15 protein-coding genes, 1 tRNA gene and 1 pseudogene are annotated in these 19,906 nt (G+C 57.8%); 13 read left to right on the top strand and 4 right to left on the bottom strand.

The window, feature by feature from the left end; all coding sequences use genetic code 11:
- Position 1: 1 nt before the first annotated feature.
- From SBC1_RS07605 to SBC1_RS07635, 8 genes are all read left to right on the top strand, one after another.
- Positions 2-77 (top strand) — tRNA-Val (locus SBC1_RS07605).
- Positions 78-1,055: 978 nt separating this feature from the next.
- A complete protein-coding gene (locus tag SBC1_RS07610) occupies positions 1,056-2,429 on the top strand; it encodes a sigma-54 dependent transcriptional regulator (RefSeq protein ID WP_165089855.1) in 1,374 nt (457 codons plus the stop codon).
- 126 nt (positions 2,430-2,555) lie between these two features.
- Positions 2,556-2,732, top strand: a complete 177-nt coding sequence (locus SBC1_RS40510; RefSeq protein WP_370469616.1) for a hypothetical protein — start codon at positions 2,556-2,558, stop codon at positions 2,730-2,732.
- Between the two features lie 621 nt (positions 2,733-3,353).
- The gene (locus SBC1_RS07615; RefSeq protein ID WP_165089865.1) at positions 3,354-4,220 is read left to right on the top strand and encodes an STAS domain-containing protein; all 867 of its coding nucleotides are present in this window, start codon (positions 3,354-3,356) and stop codon (positions 4,218-4,220) included.
- 2 nt (positions 4,221-4,222) lie between these two features.
- Positions 4,223-4,609 (top strand): STAS domain-containing protein, encoded by a 387-nt coding sequence (locus SBC1_RS07620; RefSeq protein WP_165089868.1) that lies wholly within the window; start codon positions 4,223-4,225, stop codon positions 4,607-4,609.
- A gap of 86 nt (positions 4,610-4,695) precedes the next feature.
- Positions 4,696-5,016 (top strand): anti-sigma regulatory factor, encoded by a 321-nt coding sequence (locus SBC1_RS07625; RefSeq protein ID WP_241202047.1) that lies wholly within the window; start codon positions 4,696-4,698, stop codon positions 5,014-5,016.
- On the top strand, positions 5,001-6,014 hold the full coding sequence (locus SBC1_RS07630; RefSeq protein ID WP_243830274.1) for an ATP-binding SpoIIE family protein phosphatase: 1,014 nt from the start codon (positions 5,001-5,003) through the stop codon (positions 6,012-6,014). Before SBC1_RS07625 ends, SBC1_RS07630 begins: the two co-directional genes overlap by 16 nt.
- Before the next feature lies 1 nt (position 6,015).
- Positions 6,016-7,710, top strand: a complete 1,695-nt coding sequence (locus SBC1_RS07635) for an ATP-binding protein (protein ID WP_165089871.1) — start codon at positions 6,016-6,018, stop codon at positions 7,708-7,710.
- A 179-nt stretch (positions 7,711-7,889) separates the two neighbouring features.
- Here the strand turns inward: SBC1_RS07635 and SBC1_RS39765 are convergent.
- The 4 genes and pseudogenes from SBC1_RS39765 to SBC1_RS07655 all read right to left on the bottom strand — a co-directional run.
- Positions 7,890-8,198 (bottom strand): annotated as a pseudogene (locus SBC1_RS39765) (divalent metal cation transporter); the annotation flags it as partial.
- A 76-nt stretch (positions 8,199-8,274) separates the two neighbouring features.
- Positions 8,275-8,994 (bottom strand): Crp/Fnr family transcriptional regulator, encoded by a 720-nt coding sequence (locus SBC1_RS07645; RefSeq protein WP_165089877.1) that lies wholly within the window; start codon positions 8,992-8,994, stop codon positions 8,275-8,277.
- A gap of 1,103 nt (positions 8,995-10,097) precedes the next feature.
- Positions 10,098-10,349: a hypothetical protein gene (locus SBC1_RS07650; RefSeq protein ID WP_165987510.1), complete on the bottom strand. Its 252-nt coding sequence runs from the start codon at positions 10,347-10,349 to the stop codon at positions 10,098-10,100.
- Between the two features lie 275 nt (positions 10,350-10,624).
- Positions 10,625-11,062, bottom strand: coding sequence for a response regulator transcription factor (locus tag SBC1_RS07655; protein WP_165987512.1), 438 nt, complete (start codon positions 11,060-11,062; stop codon positions 10,625-10,627).
- A 176-nt stretch (positions 11,063-11,238) separates the two neighbouring features.
- Between SBC1_RS07655 and SBC1_RS07660 the strand changes: the two genes are divergently transcribed.
- The 5 genes from SBC1_RS07660 to SBC1_RS07680 all read left to right on the top strand — a co-directional run bounded on the left by SBC1_RS07660 (position 11,239) and on the right by SBC1_RS07680 (position 19,894).
- Positions 11,239-12,042, top strand: a complete 804-nt coding sequence (locus SBC1_RS07660; protein WP_165089892.1) for an alpha/beta fold hydrolase — start codon at positions 11,239-11,241, stop codon at positions 12,040-12,042.
- 22 nt (positions 12,043-12,064) lie between these two features.
- Positions 12,065-13,630 (top strand): ATP-binding protein, encoded by a 1,566-nt coding sequence (locus SBC1_RS07665; RefSeq protein WP_241202049.1) that lies wholly within the window; start codon positions 12,065-12,067, stop codon positions 13,628-13,630.
- Positions 13,631-14,032: 402 nt separating this feature from the next.
- Positions 14,033-15,604 carry a methyl-accepting chemotaxis protein gene (locus tag SBC1_RS07670; RefSeq protein WP_165987514.1) on the top strand — a complete coding sequence of 524 codons (1,572 nt, stop codon included), beginning with the start codon at positions 14,033-14,035 and terminating at the stop codon, positions 15,602-15,604.
- Positions 15,605-16,838: 1,234 nt separating this feature from the next.
- Entirely contained in the window at positions 16,839-18,254 is a 1,416-nt protein-coding gene (locus SBC1_RS07675; RefSeq protein WP_165089905.1) for an FAD-binding oxidoreductase, read from the top strand.
- A gap of 206 nt (positions 18,255-18,460) precedes the next feature.
- Positions 18,461-19,894, top strand: a complete 1,434-nt coding sequence (locus SBC1_RS07680; RefSeq protein ID WP_165987516.1) for an amino acid permease — start codon at positions 18,461-18,463, stop codon at positions 19,892-19,894.
- Positions 19,895-19,906: the final 12 nt, after the last annotated feature.

Raw genomic sequence — 19,906 nt, forward strand, 5'->3', positions numbered from 1 at the left:
GGGGTGCTTAGCTCAGTTGGTAGAGCGGCGCCCTTACAAGGCGTAGGTCGGCGGTTCGAGCCCGTCAGCACCCACCACCGTTTCGCAAGCAAGATCGAAGTAGTTCAGGAATGACCAGAAAAACCCGCATGGCTATTGGCTCTGCGGGTTTTTTATTGCCTGCGAATTGTCCTGAGAGGCCCAGGACAATTCGCAGGTGGATCCAAATTTTGAGCGCTGTTCTTTGATGCGGCTCCGGCTTTCATCGAAGAATACGACTGAGGGCGCATATCGTCGTCGGTCTCCAGATTACGGTGACCGCTTCTGTTGGCATTGGGCAGGAACTCTCGGCACGATAACCCTGACTAGGGAGCCCAGACGCGCAAAAGACACTTGTCCTGCGGTCGCAGTGTTCAACGCACCGCTCGAACAACACGTCTTCTGCTACGCATGCGAGCATGCATTAATTAAGCAATACGAACTTAAACAGCGGAAGAGAAGTGGGTGTTTGCATTTCTACCGGCCAACGCCCGCATACTTTCAGCAGTAGGCATGGCGGCCAGATATCCGAACGTCCACACGAGTCCGAATCTGGTGCTTGCCCACCGGCAAGTTCATATCGTTGCCGCAAGCGTAAAGCCCGGAATTGGGACGCTTATCGTGATTGAGGACTTCACTGCGATTTCCGGTCAGGAGACCGATATACATCGGTGCATGTGAGCGCGGCTAGAGGCATTATTCCAACCCATGGTAAATGAGTGTCCGTGCAGCCTGAGAATGGCGCGGAGTGCGGCGACCGCTGGGCGTCTAGAGCAAAGAACGCAAAGTCAACTTCATTCCATGTGCAAGTAATAAACGCCGATACAGAGTCAGTGCGGTAAGAAGGCCGGGTTATACGCACTTTTTTCCTTTATTTTCGGCATGCTAAATAACAACGGCAAAACATCCCTCAATTCTCTTTATCAAGTTTATGCATTGATCCAAAGATTCAAAGTATGTTTAACGTTTGCGACGGATATTCGGACCGGCTGTCAACGTGCATACTGCTTCCCACAATAGAGTAATGAGAGAAGACCATGCACGGGGAAAAGCGGCAGCTCTATTATGTCGGTCGGGCGCTGCACGCGCGTTTGCAGACACGTCTCCAGGAGCGTTCCTGGAACGTCGAGCTGATCGAACCCGGCATCGTGCCGAAGACAACGCGCCGGCATACATCAGCGGGGATCCTGGATTTCTCCTCGCTCGAATTCCCGGCTGACCATCGCTATCTTCACGACCTTCTTGCGAACGCGCTCACTGGTTGGGTAGCGTTGGGTCATCGCGAGGACTTTGAGGACGCACGCGTGCGCGGCCTGATTCGCGACTACTGTTTCGACTACATCACGCTTCCTGCATCGGATGATCGCCTGGTCGATGCAGTTGGCCATGCGTATGGCATGGTGGCGTTGCAGGTGAACGTATCGGGCGATGCAGGTGACGGACGTCCCGAAGGCGAAATGGTGGGCTCCTGCGACGCAATGGTCTCTTTGTTCCGCTCTATTCGAAAGGTCGCGATGACCGACGCGCCAGTCTTTATCTCGGGCGAATCGGGCACGGGCAAAGAACTGACCGCGCTTGCCATTCACGAGCGTTCTCCTCGGCGAGAGCAGCCGTTCGTCGCAATTAACTGTGGTGCCATTCCCACGCATCTTCTGCAATCGGAGTTATTCGGTTATGAGCGCGGCGCGTTTACCGGCGCGAATCAACGCAAGATCGGGCGTGTGGAAGCGGCTAACGGCGGCACGCTTTTCCTCGATGAAATCGGCGACCTGCCACTGGAAAGCCAGGCCAGTCTGCTGCGTTTCCTGCAGGAGCGAAAGGTCGAGCGCCTAGGCGGACATGGTTCTACGCCTGTGGACGTGCGCATCATTTCGGCCACGCACGTTGACATGCAAACGGCGATGATCGAAGGGCGCTTCCGCGCCGACCTGTATCACCGTCTTTGCGTTCTGCAACTTGACGAGCCGCCGCTGCGGGCGCGCGGAAAAGATATCGAGTTGCTCGCGAATCACTTGCTCGAGCGCTTCAAGAAAGAAGCAAGCCGGCGGCTGCGTGGCTTTGCGCCTGATGCGATTGCTGCAATTCATAACTATGGCTGGCCGGGCAATGTGCGCGAACTGATCAACCGGATTCGACGGGCCATTGTCATGTCGGAAGGGCAGCAGATCGGGGCAAGTGATCTTGAGCTGAGCGACTTCGTGGACGTTGCCCCGGTGTCGCTCGCGCAGGCGCGTGAGTTCGCGGAGCGGCAGGCTATCGAACTCGCGTTGCTGCGCCATCGCGGCCGTCTGGGCGATGCCGCGCAGGAACTCGGCATATCGCGCGTCACGCTGTATCGCTTGCTCAATGCGCATGGCTTGCGCGACGATGTCAGAGCCGTGCCGGCGCAGGACGCAAGGCCTGCGGCGTGACGCGTTATTGGCATCAACAAGCAGACACGGCCATACCCAGACACGTTGTATTGCATGGATGACCGGTATATTTTCGTGACTGGCCTGCAGTCGGCCATGTCGCAACTCGCCCGGATTCGCGCTGACATGGCGAGCAGGTCGGGTAGGGATGTCCATGTCGAGACGCGAGCGTATCGTTGTGACACGGTTGAAGGATTGGATCGTCTATTAAGCGATATACGCGCAAGGCGTGTTGACGAGGTCAGGATTACGGATTCGCTGTGGGGCGCGCGACGCGTGGTCATCAATTACTTTGGTGGCTAAACCGAAGTCGGGAATAAGCGCGTCCGCGTAAGTCCTCTTTTCTTCTGTGGTTGCCTCGCGCTAACAAAATGGATAACGTCGAAGTGATTCCATCGAGACCGCAACTAACTATTAGAAAAGATATCTCTCTTTTTGCGGCCGAAGTCGTTTTCCCCGCGTGTTTTCTGTTTTAAGGAGGGCCGTGGCGTCGTCGGGCACACGCATTGCGTTTAACCGCTAGCCGCTGCAGAGCGCGCGGCAACGCCGAAATCTATCGATCGGATATCCCGTTCTTTGTACTCTGCGCTCTGCATCCTGTTTCGATGACCTTTTTCATAAGTAGTATTCCTTAGGAATATCTTGGGAGCGTTGATGAATTCTTTCCACGGGCTTGGCCACACATGGTCGGGTCCGAATGCGACACGGGAGATCGTTCGATTCTTCGGCCAATTTACGCTCCTTTTATAGTCCAATAAATTGCACCATTTAAGCATTCGTGCCGGCATAAAGAGGGGCAATTCCAAGCTGTACGCAAAACGGTCAGGCGCAGGAAAGCAGTATCCAGCTAGTTCGGTTGTGCCACCGAATGTCACATATAATCCTTTCCTGCGAAAATCCGCGACTAGAGACTAGGAGAATGACTTGAGCAAACGCGCTGGCTTGGCCGATATTTTGGTAAAAGACGAAGCAGGCATTCTTGCCACCTGGGTTGCGGAGCAACTTTCGGCCGAGGCGAAGCAGGGCACACTTTCTGAAGCCGAGATCAAGGAGACTTCGCGTGCCTTCCTGTCGGTATTTTCGACTGCCGTAAAAAACGATTACAGCGAGAATATTACCGGCTCCGAGTGGGACGACGTCCGTGCCCACCTCGCGAAGCTGTCGCGTGAACGCGTGGTTCAAGGGTTTTCCTCGGAAGACACCGCGACCTTCATCTTCTCGCTGAAAAAGCCGTTGTTCGACAGCTTGCGCAAATCCGGCGACGACGGCGATCGTCTGAACGACGAATTCTGGAAGTTGACGCAAGTCCTGGACAAGCTTGGGCTTGTCACGGTCTCCGAGTATCAGAAGAGCCGGCAGCAAATCATCGAGCGGCAGCAGCAGGAGTTGCTCGATCTGACTACACCGGTGGTCAAACTGTGGGATTCGATCGTCGCGCTGCCGCTGATCGGTACGCTTGATAGCGAACGCACGCAGGTCGTTATGGAAAGCCTGCTCGACTCGATCGTGGAGAATGAAGCGGCAATCGCGATCATCGATATTACCGGCGTCCCAACAGTCGATACGCTGGTCGCGCAGCATTTGCTCAAGACGGTGGCGGCGGCACGCTTGATGGGCGCCGAGTGCATCATCAGCGGCATTCGCCCGCAAATTGCGCAAACCATTGTGCACCTGGGCGTGGACTTGGGCGATGTGGTCACCAAGGCCACGCTTGCCGAGGCGTTGAAGATTGCGCTGCGCCGGGTCGGGTTGACAGTGGGCAAACTCGGTAGCGTGAAAGCAGGCGAATAGGCATGGAGCAAATTCCGATTCTCAAGCTCGGCGACTTTTTGCTGGTGTCGATCCAGGTCGAGCTTCACGATGAGTTGGTCCTGAATCTCCAGGACGACCTGACATCACGCATCGAGAAGACGCATGCCCGGGGTGTGCTGATCGATATCTCGGCGTTGGAGATTGTCGACTCGTTCATCGGCCGCACGCTGGGACACATCGCTGCCATGGCGCGCGTGCTTGATGCCACTACGGTGCTCGTCGGCATGCGCCCCGCGGTGGCGATTACGCTGGTCGAACTCGGGATGTCGCTCAAAGGGATTCGCACGGCGCTCGACATCGACAAAGGCATGGCCTTGCTGCGCCGGTCGCTCGACGAAGCCTCGGACGAGACGGGAGTATCCTCATAGTCACCCTGAGCCCCGCCGTCCTGGAAATACGTACATCCGATCAAGTCAACGGCGCGCGAAAATTCATACAGGAACTCGCGACAAAAATGGCTTTCGGAACGCTTGAGCGAACCAAGTTCGTAACGGCGGCGAGCGAGCTTGCGCGTAATACACTCGTACACGGCAAGGGGGGCACGGTCACGGTTTTCGAGCTCGAGAACAACGGGCGTGCTGGCATCAAACTGGTTTTCACGGATCAGGGTCCGGGGATTCCGGATATCGACCGGGCAATGGAAGACGGTTACAGCACCGCTAAAAGCATGGGACTGGGCCTGGGTGGCGCACGTCGTCTGGTCAACGAATTCGACATTACGTCGGCGGTCAATGTCGGGACTACAGTGAGCATTACCCAATGGAAGAGGCGCTGATGGACTATGCGCTGAGTCTCACGGATCAAAGCGGCGTAGCCGAAGCGCGGCGGGCGACCATCAAGCTCGCTCAAAGCCTGGGTTTCTCCGAGCGATACCAGGCCGACGCCGCGTTGGTCGCGAGCGAAGCCGCGACCAACATCATCAAGTACGCGGGGCGCGGCGAAATTTTGCTGCGGCAATATATGAGCGGCGACGTCGCCGGGATCGAATTGCTCGCGCTAGACCGCGGGCCGGGTATCGCGAATCTCGATGCGGCCCGGCGTGATGGCTTTTCAACGGGCGGCAGTCTGGGAGCGGGGTTGGGCACCATGTCCCGTCAATCGCATCTCTTCGACATTTACTCCGTCGCGGGCGCGGGTACTGCCGTGCTCGCGCGCATCCAGAACGCCAAATCGCAGGTGGCGGATGCGTCGCGCTATTCTGTCGGGGCACGATCGACGCCGAAGGCGAACCAGGAAGTGTGCGGCGACGCGTGGGGTGTCGAGGAACGTGACGGTCGAATGCGTACTGTCCTTCTCGATGGCCTCGGTCACGGTCCGCTGGCGTCGGACGCGTCACGGCGCGCGGTGGATATCTTTCGCCAAGCCGGTCGCATAGACACGCCCGCCAGCATTCTCCGGCACGCGCACGAAGGCCTCAAGGGGTCACGCGGGGCGGTGATGGCGGTAGCGGAGATTGATATGGCTGCAGGCTCGGTCAAGTTTGCCGGGGTTGGCAATATCGTCGGAATCGTGGTGTCCGGCGAAGCCAGTCAGCATCTGCTTTCCACCGATGGCACGGTCGGCTACAACATGCGCCTGGTCCGCGAGGCCTCGGTTGACTGGACTGCCCGCAGTGCGATGATCCTGACAACGGATGGCTTGTCGACGCGCTGGAACCTGAACCGGCATGCGGGCCTGATTCAACACCATCCGAGCCTGATCGCGGCCGTGTTGCATCGCGACTTCGCGCGTGATTCGGACGATGCAACCGTTGTTGTCGTCAAGGCGGTTTGACATGCTTCATCGAATTCTTTCCACACCGATCAGCAGCAATCTCAGCCTCGTCGCAATTCGCGACCGGTCGCGCCAGGTGGGTGAGTTATTCGGGCTCGACAATCTGCAGCGTACGCGTTTCATCACCGCTATTTCGGAAATCGCGCGCAATGCTGTGCAGTTCGCCGGCGGAGGCACGCTGACCTTCCTAGTCGGCGACGCCAGCGAAGCGATCAACATGCAATGCGTGGTCGCGCAGATCACGGATAAGGGCCCCGGCATTGCAAACCTCGACGAACTCCTCGCCGATGCGTCCCACGGCGAGAAATCGTTGAGCATTGGTATCCCGGGTAGCCGGCGAATGGCCGACGGCTTCTTTGTCAGTTCACAGCCCGGCCAGGGTACGACGGTCTCGCTTGAAATGTTTCTTCCCCGCGATACGCCGCGCCTGACTACTGCTCAGTTGAACGGACTGGTCGAGCAGTTAACGCGTAGGAAGGCGCAAACGCCCGTCGAAGAGTTGGAACGCCAGAATCGCGACATGTTGCTCGCACTTGAAGAACTGCGCCGCAACAAGGCGGAACTCGAAGACGCGGACGCTCGCAAGAACGAGTTTCTCGCGATGCTCGCGCACGAATTGCGCAATCCGCTCTCGGCGATTTCCTTGTCGCTTGAAGTGGCGCAGCGCAGCGCCGAGCCGATTGGCGACATGCAGGCCAAGACCTTCGCGGTGATCGGTCGTCAGACGCAGCATCTTTCCCACATGGTCAACGATCTGCTCGACGTGTCCCGGCTGACGCGCGGCAAAGTGGAGTTGAAGACAGAGATTGTTCGTATCGAGACACTGATTGATGGCGCCGTGGAGATGACCGCAGCCGAAGTGGCGCGCTACGGGCATCGCGTGCTGGTCGAGTATCCGCCCGAACCCGTCATGGTCCGTGTCGATCCCGGCCGGTTAAAACAGGTGTTCAGCAACATCATTCACAACGCCGCGCGCTATACGTCTCAAGCCGATGAAATCCAAATTGGGGTGACGGTCGACGACATCAGTGTGCGCGTGAAAGTAATCGATCGCGGCATTGGCATTGACGACAACATGTTGCCGCGGGTTTTCGATCTGTTTGCGCAAGCGTCCATGGGTTTGGGACGACAGGAATCCGGTCTGGGTATCGGGTTGACGGTTGTGCAACGGCTCGTGCGCGATCACAGCGGTACGGTCACGGTGGAAAGCCCGGGCATCGGGCGAGGCAGCACCTTCGTGGTTGAATTGCCGCGGGTTCACGATCTTGTACCGGATGCACCGGAGACCTTCGCCGATGCACACGGAGGCTATGCGCAACGCATGCTGCTCGTGGACGACAACGAAGACTCCCTGCGCGCATTGGAAGCATTGCTGGCTATGAATGGTCACGAATGTCAAACCGCGCTCGACGGGAAAACGGCGTTGTCTCCCGACACGGTGTTCAGGCCGACAGTCGCAATCATCGATATTGGTCTGCCCGACATGTCCGGTTTCGATGTCGCTCTCGGTTTGCGTGAGCGCTTTAATACGGAACCGCTGACATTAGTTGCTCTAAGTGGTTACGCGACGGCGGACTTCCATAAGGAAGCGATCGAAGCAGGGTTTGACTACTATTTTGCTAAGCCGGTGCCAATCGACAGGCTATTCGATTTACTTGAGACTTTGCCCAGCCCGAAGCCGATTGCTTCCCTGTAAACGCTTTTGCTTTGACCGTGGACTCAGGCTAGTCCTGGACCACGCGCCTCAAGCAAATTCCCGATATCCGGTTCAGCCCAAGCTACCATCAAATTAGGAAGTAACCGGTGGGCCCGTTGTCGCCGCCAGAACCCGCGATTCCTGGAGCCGAGCGTGCACCCGCCCCGGCTGCAGCCGACAACTTGCAGCAGAACGGAAAACAGTGCCAAGCCGATGGTATAGAGCAGCACGGAACCGCCAATGACAAGATTGACCGCCGCGCCCATCGCGGGCGGGTCGACGGCAATGGCCACCAGCAGTAGAAACACGGACCCGTACAAGAGCCACGCGGGATAACGGCGCCGGATATTAGTAGCAAGACCATGGCCGCTCACCCGTCCCAACCACGCACTGATGACTTGAATAACCACCATCAGCGGGTAGGTGACAATGATTGTCCACAGCATGTTGAAGCTGAATTGCGCACCCGCTTGCGAGTAAGTGGCGATGCCGCCCGTTACGGGTGCGCCTCCCGTCGCTTGGGAGTCGCTTGGGACTCGGTGCGCGGCGCGCCGGAATTTGTATTCAGATCTCCATCAGATCTGGCAGCAGCCTGTCGAACTCGGTTTTCACCACGCGATAGCACTCGCATACACGCTTTTCGAGGCCGGGCCGGTTCACCACCTCGACGTGTCCATGGCTGTAGCGGATCAGTCCAGCATCTTGTAATCTCAGTGCCACCTCCGTGACTTCTGAGCGCCCGACACCGAGCATGTTTGCGATCAATCCCTCTGTCATCGTGAGCTCGTTGGAGGGTAATCGGTCGATGCTGAGTAGCAGCCACCGGCACAATTGCTGATCGATAGAATGATGGCGATTGCAAACTGCGGTCTGAGCCATCTGCGTAATCAACGCCTGGGTGTAGCGCAGCAATAATCGCTGGACAGGACCGGCGCGCCGAAACTCTTCTTTCAAGACATGGGACCTCAGCCTATACGCTTCTCCGGCGTTTTGAACAACCGCGCGGCTCGGCGTTGTCTCTCCGCCCATGAACAGTGAGATGCCAATCAAACCCTCGTTGCCGACGATCGCGATTTCGGCCGACGCGCCATCTTCCAGTACATAAAGCAGCGATACGATCGATGTCGTAGGGAAGTAGAGGTGGCCGAGCCGGTCGCCAGACTCGTACACAACTTTTCCCAACGGCATTTTGACCCGTACCAAATGCGGCGCCATGCGCCTCCACTCGGTCTCCGGCAAAACCGACAAAAGGTGATTTTCTCTGGCATCGTCGATATCAACCATATTGACCCCAGCTTGCTGGTTACTGGTCCGAATATATTACGACTATAGCTCGACCGTTCCAGGATTTGAACTACCGGCAAGCGCTGCCTTAACCGGTCCACTGCGTGTCGACAGATGGCGAATATCGTATTCATCTCCGTTTGATTAAAAGCGGATCGAGAAGATCTTTAACGTCGGCCCCGCTCGCGTGGAACGATCCGCGTGCGCAAGCGGTTTACATCCAGGCATGACGACGAAAGACTCGCGCATGGCGTTATTGGACACCTTCCTACGGAATCCATGGACGAGCGCATACCGGCGTAGCTGCAGCGCCGACCAGACGCACAACGTGTAAGTGCCTAGTCGGAATAGCGGATCACTCCGTTGGGACTGCGTTGCCCTGATACTCGCCCAGTTTCCGCAGAACCATTTCGGTATCCATATCATTGCAAAATTGCGCAACCAACGAAAAGGCGGCTGAAAACGGCGAGCAGCACAGCAAATTACCCTGAGCGAGTGATTCAAAGTGCTAATGCATCTTTTCAAAATCCTTCGCATGCCAAATCGAGCCTGTCAGCGGCCCGCGCAACGTTGTCATCAATGCATTGTCTTTGTCGTGGGGCTCATCACTTTTCCGACGTTTTCGTTCGCCGCGACGCTTTTCTCTGCGGGTCGAATGAGCGTGATCGGCCATCTAGAACCCTTCGGGAGCCTGTGTTTTCGTCATTTCAGTGGAGACCTGGTTTTGGGTGATAGCGCATTGCCGGAGGGCAATGGAACAGCAATTGCGTGAGTATCTGAATCCTCAACTACTTGAGGACGGAGGCACCATGCAAATGACTCATAAGGGCTACTGCATTGAGCTCACGTCGACGTGCATAGGGCACGCCTATATGGCTCAAGCAGTGATTCGAGCGTCCACCGCCAGACACGCGCGGCGGGGTTTCGCGGTGCGTTCATCAGGTGCGATGGGAAGGTTTAGTTCCCCAGACGAGGCCGTGATACGCGTGCTCAACTGGGCATTTTTGGAAATCGACGGAGGAAGGTAAAGCATTAGGCCAGCAGGATGCGACAGGGAGACTGGTATTTGGCCTCGGCGGACCGAGTTGGGATAGCGACCGCACCTAGGCGCTCGTGCTTTTGATGAGCAGCAGACTGATTCCCCCGAGACAAGTCGCCAGGACGCAATACCACCAGAATGATTTCGGCAGGGGGTTCCATAGTTTAGATAGAGCCCAGACGCCAAAGGCCAGGAAAAGCGACCCGAACACAAATGCCCAGGCGCCGCTGAGGTGCCATAAACCATAGATGACAACCAGCACGATGGCTACAAAAGCGCCAGGTCCGTTGATTCGTAATGGCGCGCGTTTATCCATACTGCGTCTCCGAAGCGGGTCGCTTTGCCGTCCAAGACTGTAATACGGCAGTCCGAAGAAAAACCTTAGATTTTCTTGCGCTGCTCACTTGTTATGAATCAGATGACGCTTGGCCGCCGGATTTCGCGCCAGCATACATAGGATGACCTACAGAGTGTCAGCATTTAATGCCGGGGCAACCCCCGGGGCCAGGCCCACAGCAGCGAGATACCGCTCAATACGTTGCGATTTCACTCTCGGATTCACTTCGAATCTTGGCAGCGGTTACTTAGCGGTTACTTATCTCTCAGCAAGAAAGTCCAGATTAGTGCAAGGAGGGTGGTAGGCGGTTGCCCTTTCTGACAGTACCCGTCGAACTCGTGGTCTACGAGATGCCGCCGTACCTCTTCTTCGTCGAGCGCGGTAAAGGCGATAATGGCAATGCCCTGGGTCGTTACATCGGCGCGCATGGCTCGGGATGCCTCTATGCCGCTGCAATAGGGCATGGAGATGTCCATTACAATCACGTCCGGCAACCAGCTCCTGGCGGCCGCGATGGCTTCGGCGCCGCCATAGGCGGGTCGCGATTCAATGTCTTCGAACCCGAGGTAAGTGACCAGGGCCTCGGCTGCGCTCTGGTTGTCGTCAACGACAAGCACGCGGGGTGACGTGCCGTCCACGTAATTGATGCGCTTTGTCCACGCCCGCGCCCGTTCATTTTGTATCCAGGACATAAGCCTTCTTATATGTTTAACGTGTGCGTTTCTGACAGGGTGTCAGCGTGTGTAGCGCGCAATTTTCAGACCCGAAAAAAATTAGTCCGAGAACAATCCTTGCTCTTTCAACACGCGCAAGGAAGTGAAGAATCAATTACCGATTTCCTTAGTAGACTTATTTTGCAGGTATGAAAATGAATGTTCGATCGCGTAACAATGTCCACATTTCCGGCGATGGTCCCGTGACGATCATGTTTGCTCATGGCTTTGGCTGTGACCAGAACATGTGGAAGCTGTTCGCGCCCAGCTTCGCTGAGCGATACCGAACGGTCCTGTTTGACCTTGTGGGCGGCGGCGAATCCGATCTGGCGTTCTATGACCGGGGCAAGTACGGCTCGCTGAAGGGCTACGCATCTGATGTCCTCGAAATCATCGACGAATGCGCAGCCGGACCGGTCATACACGTTGGTCATTCTGTCAGTGCGATGATCGGTATGCTGGCCGCGATCGAGGCCCCGGAGCGGTTCGCGGCCAATATCATGATCGGTCCCTCGCCATCGTTCATTAACGACGGCGACTACATAGGCGGCTTCACCCGCGGCGACATCGACGAGTTGCTGCAAACACTGGAGAGCAACTACCTCGGCTGGTCGAACACGATGGCCCCGGCGATCATGGGCGCGTCGGGCACGCCTGAGATGACCGAGGAACTGACCAACAGCTTTTGCCGCACCGATCCCGAGATCGCCAAGCATTTCGCGCGTGTCACTTTCCTCGCCGATCACCGCGCCGATCTCGCGCTCGTGACAACGCCTACGCTCATCGTTCAATCGGATGAAGACCTGCTTGCGCCGCTGTCTGTCGGGGAATACATGCTCCGCGAGATTCCGGACAGCGTCCTTAGTGTCGTCAACAACGTCGGCCATTGTCCGCACCTGAGCGCGCCGGGACAGAGCAAGACTGCAGCCGAGGCGTTTTTGAAAGAACTACACTTGTAAGATGGATAGCAACAAACGAACGATGGGACCGATTGACGACGCCTTCGAGCGAGCACCTTGCGGCCTCGTCACGACGACCGTCGACGGCATGATCGTTCGTGTCAATTCAACGTTCTGCTGTTGGGTCGGATATGCCGCTGGCGAACTGCTTGAACAGCGCCGGATCCAGGACCTGCTGAGTATCGGCGGAAAGGTGTTCCATCAGACGCATTGGGCGCCTCTGCTGCAAATGCAGCGCTCGGTAGCGGAGGTGAAACTCGAACTCTGCCATCGCGACGGGCACAAGGTCCCGATGCTGATCAACGCCGTACGGCGTCACGACGGCGAAACCGAGTACGACCATTTCGCGTTCGTGATCGTGACCGACCGCGACAAGTACGAGAAGGAGTTGCTGGCGACCCGGCAAAGGGTGGAAATAGCGCTGGAAGCGAAGAACCATGCCGAGCAGGCGCTGCAACTTGCCGACCGTCGAAAGGATGAATTCCTCGCGACGCTGGCGCACGAACTACGCAATCCGCTTGCGCCGATCCAGACCGTTGTCGAGCTGCTTCGGACCAAGCATTTCGACGACGATCAGGTGATCTGGTCGCGCGGCGTGCTGGAGAGGCAAGTCGGTCATATCGCGAGGCTGGTGGACGATCTGCTGGAAGTGTCGCGCGTCGCTGAAGGGAAGCTGGAACTCCGCAAGGAGCGGATCGAGTTGAACGAGGCGATCCGGCAGGCACTGGAAAGCTCCCGGGGGGTGATCGAAGCATCGTCGCATCGGTTGATTGTCGAAGTGCCTCCAGAGCCAATCTTCCTCGATGCCGATCCGGTGCGGCTATCGCAGATCATTCAAAACCTGATCAACAACGCAGCGAAGTACACGCCCGCGGGCGGAACAATCACGTTGAGCGCGATCCGTGACGCGGACGAGGCAGTGATCTGCGTGCGCGACACGGGGATCGGCATCGCCGCCGAGCATCTGCCGACCATCTTCGGCATTTTCGCCCAACTGGCGCCGGGTTTATCGAGGTCGCAGGGTGGACTCGGCATCGGCCTGTCGCTCGTTCGGTCTTTGACCGAGCGGCACGGTGGAACGGTTTCGGCGTCGAGCGGGGGAGTCGGTCGCGGAAGCGAATTTGTCGTTCGTCTCCCGGTGGCCGCGGTGGCCCCTGCATCGTCCAGCCAAGCCGCGATGGATGACAGCAACCCCTCGGTAGAGGCCGCGCCTGCCTGCGAGAGTTGGCGGATCATGATCATCGACGATAGCGTGGACGCCGCCGTGAGTCTGGCTATGTTGCTCGATCTGGATGGTCATGCCACCCGCATCGCGTACGACGGTGCGGGTGCCCTCCAGCTGATAGCGCAAGCGCCGTCGGACGTCATCCTGCTGGACATTGGCCTGCCGGATATCAATGGCTATGACCTGGCGAAGCAGATCCGTGAACGCCCGGACGGAGACCACATCTTGCTGATCGCGCTGACGGGCTGGAGCCAGGAACAGGATAAGCAGGACGCGGCGGCGGCGGGCTTCGACATGCATTTCACGAAGCCTGTTGATTATCGGCGACTGTTGGCAGTCTTGAACGAATTTCGTGCGATCTGATACGAATGACCCGAGATATCTGAGTATCCGAGTAGAGGAATGACTCATTCACGCAGAGATAAATAGCGGGAAGGGCGCGCGACTAGCCGTTACCGTGGAGCGACCAAAGACCCCCGTTTGGATGTGGGAACCCACAAGGTTATGAACTTGCCGCGTGCTCGCCCCTTTGCGGGTTGGCAGACGTCCGAGCAACTGCACTGGCGTAATCGTGAATTCCGATGCCATGTATCTGGGTATCTGATGATTTGGGTCTTAGTCCGCGGGTAACGGTGAATAACGGGGAGTAAGGAGCAAACCGGGACGATCAAAATTCTCCGGAGTTCTCAAGTTTCTCCGCAAGCAGGCCGTTATAGGGTTCGAGAACACAGAGATGGGCTCAGATCATCAATACGGAGGAGACAGATGAACGACAATTTGATCGGGGCGCAACGCACCTGGTTCACCATTAAGGCGCGGCTCGGCGTCGCCGTAGGCATCATGGCTTTGCTGATGATCGTTATCGGCGTGCTTGGGCTGATCGGCATGAACCGCAGCAACGAATCGAATCGGCAAACCTATTCGAAGCAGTTACCCGGGACCGTCGCGATCGGCAACATGGAAATCTTCGTGGCGCGTGAGCGCATGGCGCTTGACCGGGCGGCGCTCTCGCCCGAGACCACAGCAGCTGCATTGATCGTAAGTCGAGCGCAAGGGTTCCGCACCGCTTCCAACGACTGGTGGAACAGATACCTCAGCCTGCCTCGGGACGTCACGGAAGACCGTCTCGCGACTACCACGAGTGCCTCACGTCGTGACATGCAGGCAGCAATCGACGCATATATCGCGGCAATCAAAGGCGGCAACCACGACGCGATTGTTAATGCAGCTAATGACCTGACTCCGGTCTACGGGGTCATGACCCAAAGCGATGATGCATTGAAGAAATACCAGGAAGAACTCGGGCAGACAGGGTACGAGCGCGCAGAACGCAATTCCTCGATGCTTAGCATGGCATGTCTGGTCATGGTGCTGACGGGCGTCATAGTGGCCGGCTACAGCTGGATGTCGTTGCGCCGTGCGATCGGTGTGCCTATCGCGGACGCGCTGAGACACTTCAACCTGATCGCGAGCGGTGATTTGCGTGAGAAAGTTGATGTGAGGTCAGGCGACGAAATGGGGATGCTGCTTGCCGGCCTGTCCCGCATGCGCGCGAGCCTTATCGACACGGTAAGTGCCGTGCGCGGAGGGAGCGAATCTATCGGCGCGGCGACGCGGCAGATTGCGAGCGGTAACGCCGACCTTTCCAGCCGTACCGAGGAGCAGGCGGCCTCGCTTGAAGAGACTGCTGCAAGCATGCAGGAACTGACGGGCACGGTACGCCAGAACGCCGAAAACGCACGTCAGGCCAGCACGCTCGCGGTCAGCGCATCGGCGATCGCGAACCGAGGCAACGACGTGGTTGGCCGCGTTGTCGGCACGATGGCCGAGATCAACGACAGCTCGACTAAAATTGCCGACATCATCGGTATTATCGAAAGCATCGCTTTCCAGACCAACATTCTTGCGCTTAACGCAGCCGTGGAAGCGGCGCGTGCTGGAGAGCAAGGCCGGGGCTTCGCGGTGGTTGCCTCCGAAGTGCGCGGCCTCGCTCAACGATCCTCAAGCGCTGCGCGAGAAATCAAGGAGTTGATCCTGACCTCCGTTACTCGCGTAAAGAGCGGCTCCGCGCTTGCGCAGGAGGCGGGCCAAACGATGAACGATATTATTGGCGCAGTGCAGCGCGTAACCGACATCATGGGCGAGATCACGTCGGCCTCGGAAGAGCAGAGCAATGGTATAGAACAGGTTGCCCGTGCGGTCACGCAAATGGACGACGTGACACAGCAGAACGCGGCCCTGGTCGAACAGGCTGCTGCAGCGGCCGCTTCACTTGAAGGTCAAGCGCAAGCGCTTCGTACTTCGGTCGAAATTTTCAAGCTCGAACACGCGGTGTGAGGGGGCGGCCGAAGAAGGCGGCTTGCGCGCGCCTATTGGCCGTTTTCGCAGCACGATTAATGCTTGGCGTTGCCGGCCGGGTTTATGCGGCATGCGAGAGCAATATTGCGGCGATGCACAAGACCCAACCATCGCGTTGGGTAAGCCGAGGGCACGTGCGTTCACTGCTCAACTCCGTTTGCGCGGCCGGCTCCCAATTTTTCGGCAGGGAAAGAGCACGTCCAAGCAGGATTTTCCTTGCCCGAAAAAGGATGGGCGCGACCCCAGATCAGCTTGTGATGTGGTGTGCAAAAGCGCACGATAATCATATCGACGATGACTCCGCGGACGAGTTGTTGATCAGCAGATCACCTTCTCGTCCTTTCAGATCAGACGTCGTTGGACAAGCCACGGGCAGTGCAAATCGCCAGAGCGCCGGTTCATCCGACAAGTTGGATTCCGTGGCCGTCCGTACTTGAAGAGGAGGCGTTCATGACTAAACGGAATCTTATCCTTGGCTTCGTATGCTGCTGTTGCTTACTCGAAACGGGCAACGCTGCGTTGAATAACCGGACCCAAAAACTGCTGGAATCGCAATCGGTGAATGCGCAATCCTCAGGCGGGGCGCAAACGAATAGTAATTCTCCGACTAACATCAACACGCGTCCGAGCTATGGACCTACGCACGGAGTGTTCGATTCACCGGCGATTAGTGGCGGTGGTACTGTTCTGCCACGAAAGTAACAGTGAACAAGCGGCCGGAATAGCAGTTGTCCCACCCGGCAAGCGAGCCTGAGCGAAATAGGGATCGGTGATTTCGGCGCTATCTACAACACGAACTCCGTCAACAGGCGGAGGAGGGCGTCCTTTGCCCTGGACGCATACTCAACGCAGTTGATGTGAGCAAAAAAAACAATAGCTCATCGATTCTGGGCAAATCGCAAACCTGATCACCCACGGCTCGCTACCGCCGCTTGCTCGGCCCCCGCCTGAACCATCTCCCACCGCCGCTTGCACCAAACGAAAGCAACCGACTGGACCTACCGTCGGTCGCGTGGTCTTTCTACAATCTTCTCAAGTGAATCGCCGATAAAGGCGCCGGCGAGACGTCCTCATAGGCGAACGCATCGTAGAAAAAAGGTGCTAACGCTTCGAGTTTCGCCACGCATTTATGACCTTCAAATCATGGCCTTCCAACGTGCGTTCCTCAATGAACGTCCAAGGCAGAACTTTTGATCCCGACGAGGAGTGTCGCATGGAGCACAGTGCAATCGAACGGGTTGCGCCAAGCGTGTCTGTTGAACGAAGCAGCGCTACGCAATACGATCCGACATACGACCCGCTGGTTTCTCCGGGCCCGGGTCATGGCAAGCAATACGCGCCGACCTACTGGGTTGCAACTGCCGGTGCTCCGCCACCTGACGACGGCCCGATCACCCAGGACATCGACGTGGACGTGGCCATCATCGGCGGGGGCTACACAGGCCTCGCCACGGCGCTATGCCTGGCACGCGAACATGGCATCAAGGCAGTAGTCCTCGAGGCCAACAAGACGAGCTGGGGTTGCAGCAGCCGAAACGGTGGCCAGGGCCAGAACGCATCAGGACGTTTGTCGCGCTCCCAATGGATCGAACGATGGGGCAAAGACACCGCGCTGAAAATGCACGATGAGATCCTGGAGGGTTTCCAGAATTTCAAGTCGCTGGTGGCTGAAATCGACTGCGATCCGCAGCCGGGCGGTCACTTCCTGATTGCGCATCGCCCGCGCATGATGGAAAAACTCGCCGCCGAGGCGAAGGTATGGAAGAACGTGTTCGGCTACCCGTCCGAGCTGCTCGATCAGGAAACGTTTCGTCGTGAGTATGTGAACGATGCTGAAGCGGCCGGCGCGCTCCATGAACCCGAGGGCATCGGTATCCATGCGTTGAAGCTCGCATTCGGCTACTTGCGGCTTGCCCGCGAGGCGGGAGCGCGGGTGCATCCAGCCAGCCCGGTGATTGGGTGGGAAACCGTCAATGGGGTCCATCATCTCCGTACGCCTGGCGGCATCGTGCGGGCGCGTTCGGTGGGCATTGCGACGGGTGCCTATACGGCGCCTGATCTTCATCCGTCGCTGACGAGCCGGATCATGCCGATCCTGTCCAATTCAATGGTGACGCGCCCGCTCACCCAGCAGGAAATTGCGGCATGCAACTTCCGCACGACACAGGTGCTGACTGACACGCGCACCCTGCGTTTCTATTACCGCTTCTTGCCGGATAACCGGCTGCAGATTGGCAGCCGCAGCGCAATCACAGGCGCTGATGCACCGAATTCCCGCCACTACGATTTGCTCGTGGAAGGCATGGTTCGCAAGTTCCCCGCGTTGCGCGGCGTTGCGATTGACTACTCGTGGTGGGGTTGGGTCGATGTCGCTCACGATATGATGCCGCGTATCTGTCAGCCGGACCCGAAGCAATCGGTCTACTACGCGCTGGGTTACGGTGGCAATGGCGTGTCGTATTCGCAGCAGGCGGGCCGGCGGTTGGCTGAGCAGATAGCGGGGAAGGGAGGGAAACAGACGTTGCCGATTTTCACATCGCAATTGCCCGGTCATCCGTTCGCACCGTTCCGCCGGATTGGCCAACGGATGCTCTATCAGCTGTATTTCAGGCGCGACGAGAAGCCCTGAACAGGGCGCGCGTGCTCCCCAGCGCGCGCTTGGCACTCAACTGGTGACGCGTCATCCATGCACGTAAGCCAGGTCTCACCATTCAAGATGAATCTTTAACGGCGGGACGCGTAAGCGTCTTCGCCCGATCAAGTGACGCCGCCCGAATCTAAGCACTGCATGACAGAAGTGCACGGTCGGGCGGTCGATTGAAATCAGGAGACAACATGCAACGATCAACAGCAAAAAATGAATTGAAGGCTGGGCTCAAGCAGCGGCACATGACAATGATCGCGCTGGGAGGCGTGATTGGCGCGGGCCTTTTCGTGGGCAGTGGTGTGGTTATTCAGCAAACAGGGCCAGCGGCGATCCTGTCGTTTCTGATTACCGGTGGCCTGGTTGTACTGGTCATGCGAATGCTGGGAGAAATGGCATGCGCAATGCCCGCGGTCGGTTCGTTTTATGAATACGCGCGTCTTGCATTCGCAGGCAAGCGCGGGCCAGGCAAGCTTGCTGGTTTCCTGACGGGTTGGATGTACTGGTATTTCTGGGTGATCGTTGTTGCAGTGGAGGCCGTGGCCGGCGCCAAACTCGTGCAGTTCTGGCTACCGGACACGCCCGCTTGGATGATCAGCCTTGCGCTGCTCGTATTGCTGACCGCGACCAACCTGATCTCGGTCGCGAGCTACGGCGAATTCGAGTTCTGGTTCGCGTCGATCAAGGTGGCCGCGATCATCGTGTTTCTGTTCCTCGGCGGCTTGTATGTTCTGGGACTCTGGCCCGCCTCGATGCACGCAACGGCGGTGCTCCCGACACTCTTGTCGCACGGTGGTTTTATGCCAAAAGGGATCGGGCCGGTATTGAGCGGGGCAGTGGCCGCTACAGGGTTTTACTTCGGCGCAGAGATTGTCACGATCGCCGCCGCCGAAGCGCATGAGCCGACCAAGGCGGTCGCGAAGGCAACCAATTCAGTCATCACGCGGGTGCTGGTTTTCTATGTCGGTTCGATCCTGTTGGTCGTCGCGCTGGTGCCCTGGAATTCTCCGCAGATGGCAACGCCCTATGTCAGCGCGCTCAGCGCAATGGGCATCCCTGCGGCCGCGAACGTCATGAATGCAATCGTGCTCACCGCGGTGTTGTCGGCGCTCAATTCAGGCCTTTATGCTGCGTCGCGGATGCTATTCGCCCTGACTCGCCACGGTGACGCGCCAGCTGGTCTCGCGAAGGTCAACCGCAGGGGCGTGCCGGTCCGGGCGATCCTGATAGGCACCGTGTTTGGATACGCATCGGTAGTGATGTCTTACGTGTCCCCGGACACGGTGTTCGCATTCCTCGTCAACTCCTATGGCACGGTCGCAATTTTCGTCTATGTATTGATCGCGCTGTCGCAACTGAGGCTGCGTGCCCGTCTCGAGCGTGATGCACCGCAGAAGTTGCGCGTGAGAATGTGGTGTTACCCGTACCTGACCTGGGTCGCGATTATCGGCATGATCGGCATTCTTGTGGCGATGGCGTTGATACCCGAACAGCGCAAGCCTCTCTGGCTCGGAGTCGCGAGTCTCGGCGTGCTGTTTCCGGCATATATGTGGCGTGCCCGGAAGAAAAGCAGCGCAAGCGCCGAACCCGCGAGCCTCGCGGAGTATCAGCCGCCGCGGTTCTGACGGGTAGGATGT

The organism is Caballeronia sp. SBC1 (assembly GCF_011493005.1).
Lineage (GTDB): Bacteria > Pseudomonadota > Gammaproteobacteria > Burkholderiales > Burkholderiaceae > Caballeronia.

What these genes read in the sequence shown, in the direction of transcription:
- SBC1_RS07625 (WP_241202047.1), top strand. Translation starts at nt 4,696, where the DNA reads ATGGCTTTCGGAACGCTTGAGCGAACCAAGTTCGTAACGGCGGCGAGC.
- SBC1_RS40510 (WP_370469616.1), top strand. Translation starts at nt 2,556, where the DNA reads ATGGCGAGCAGGTCGGGTAGGGATGTCCATGTCGAGACGCGAGCGTAT.
- SBC1_RS07665 (WP_241202049.1), top strand. Translation starts at nt 12,065, where the DNA reads ATGGGACCGATTGACGACGCCTTCGAGCGAGCACCTTGCGGCCTCGTC.
- SBC1_RS07645 (WP_165089877.1), bottom strand. Translation starts at nt 8,994, where the DNA reads ATGGTTGATATCGACGATGCCAGAGAAAATCACCTTTTGTCGGTTTTG.
- SBC1_RS07610 (WP_165089855.1), top strand. Translation starts at nt 1,056, where the DNA reads ATGCACGGGGAAAAGCGGCAGCTCTATTATGTCGGTCGGGCGCTGCAC.
- SBC1_RS07650 (WP_165987510.1), bottom strand. Translation starts at nt 10,349, where the DNA reads ATGGATAAACGCGCGCCATTACGAATCAACGGACCTGGCGCTTTTGTA.
- SBC1_RS07655 (WP_165987512.1), bottom strand. Translation starts at nt 11,062, where the DNA reads ATGTCCTGGATACAAAATGAACGGGCGCGGGCGTGGACAAAGCGCATC.
- SBC1_RS07635 (WP_165089871.1), top strand. Translation starts at nt 6,016, where the DNA reads ATGCTTCATCGAATTCTTTCCACACCGATCAGCAGCAATCTCAGCCTC.
- SBC1_RS07670 (WP_165987514.1), top strand. Translation starts at nt 14,033, where the DNA reads ATGAACGACAATTTGATCGGGGCGCAACGCACCTGGTTCACCATTAAG.
- SBC1_RS07630 (WP_243830274.1), top strand. Translation starts at nt 5,001, where the DNA reads ATGGAAGAGGCGCTGATGGACTATGCGCTGAGTCTCACGGATCAAAGC.
- SBC1_RS07680 (WP_165987516.1), top strand. Translation starts at nt 18,461, where the DNA reads ATGCAACGATCAACAGCAAAAAATGAATTGAAGGCTGGGCTCAAGCAG.
- SBC1_RS07620 (WP_165089868.1), top strand. Translation starts at nt 4,223, where the DNA reads ATGGAGCAAATTCCGATTCTCAAGCTCGGCGACTTTTTGCTGGTGTCG.
- SBC1_RS07660 (WP_165089892.1), top strand. Translation starts at nt 11,239, where the DNA reads ATGAATGTTCGATCGCGTAACAATGTCCACATTTCCGGCGATGGTCCC.
- SBC1_RS07675 (WP_165089905.1), top strand. Translation starts at nt 16,839, where the DNA reads ATGGAGCACAGTGCAATCGAACGGGTTGCGCCAAGCGTGTCTGTTGAA.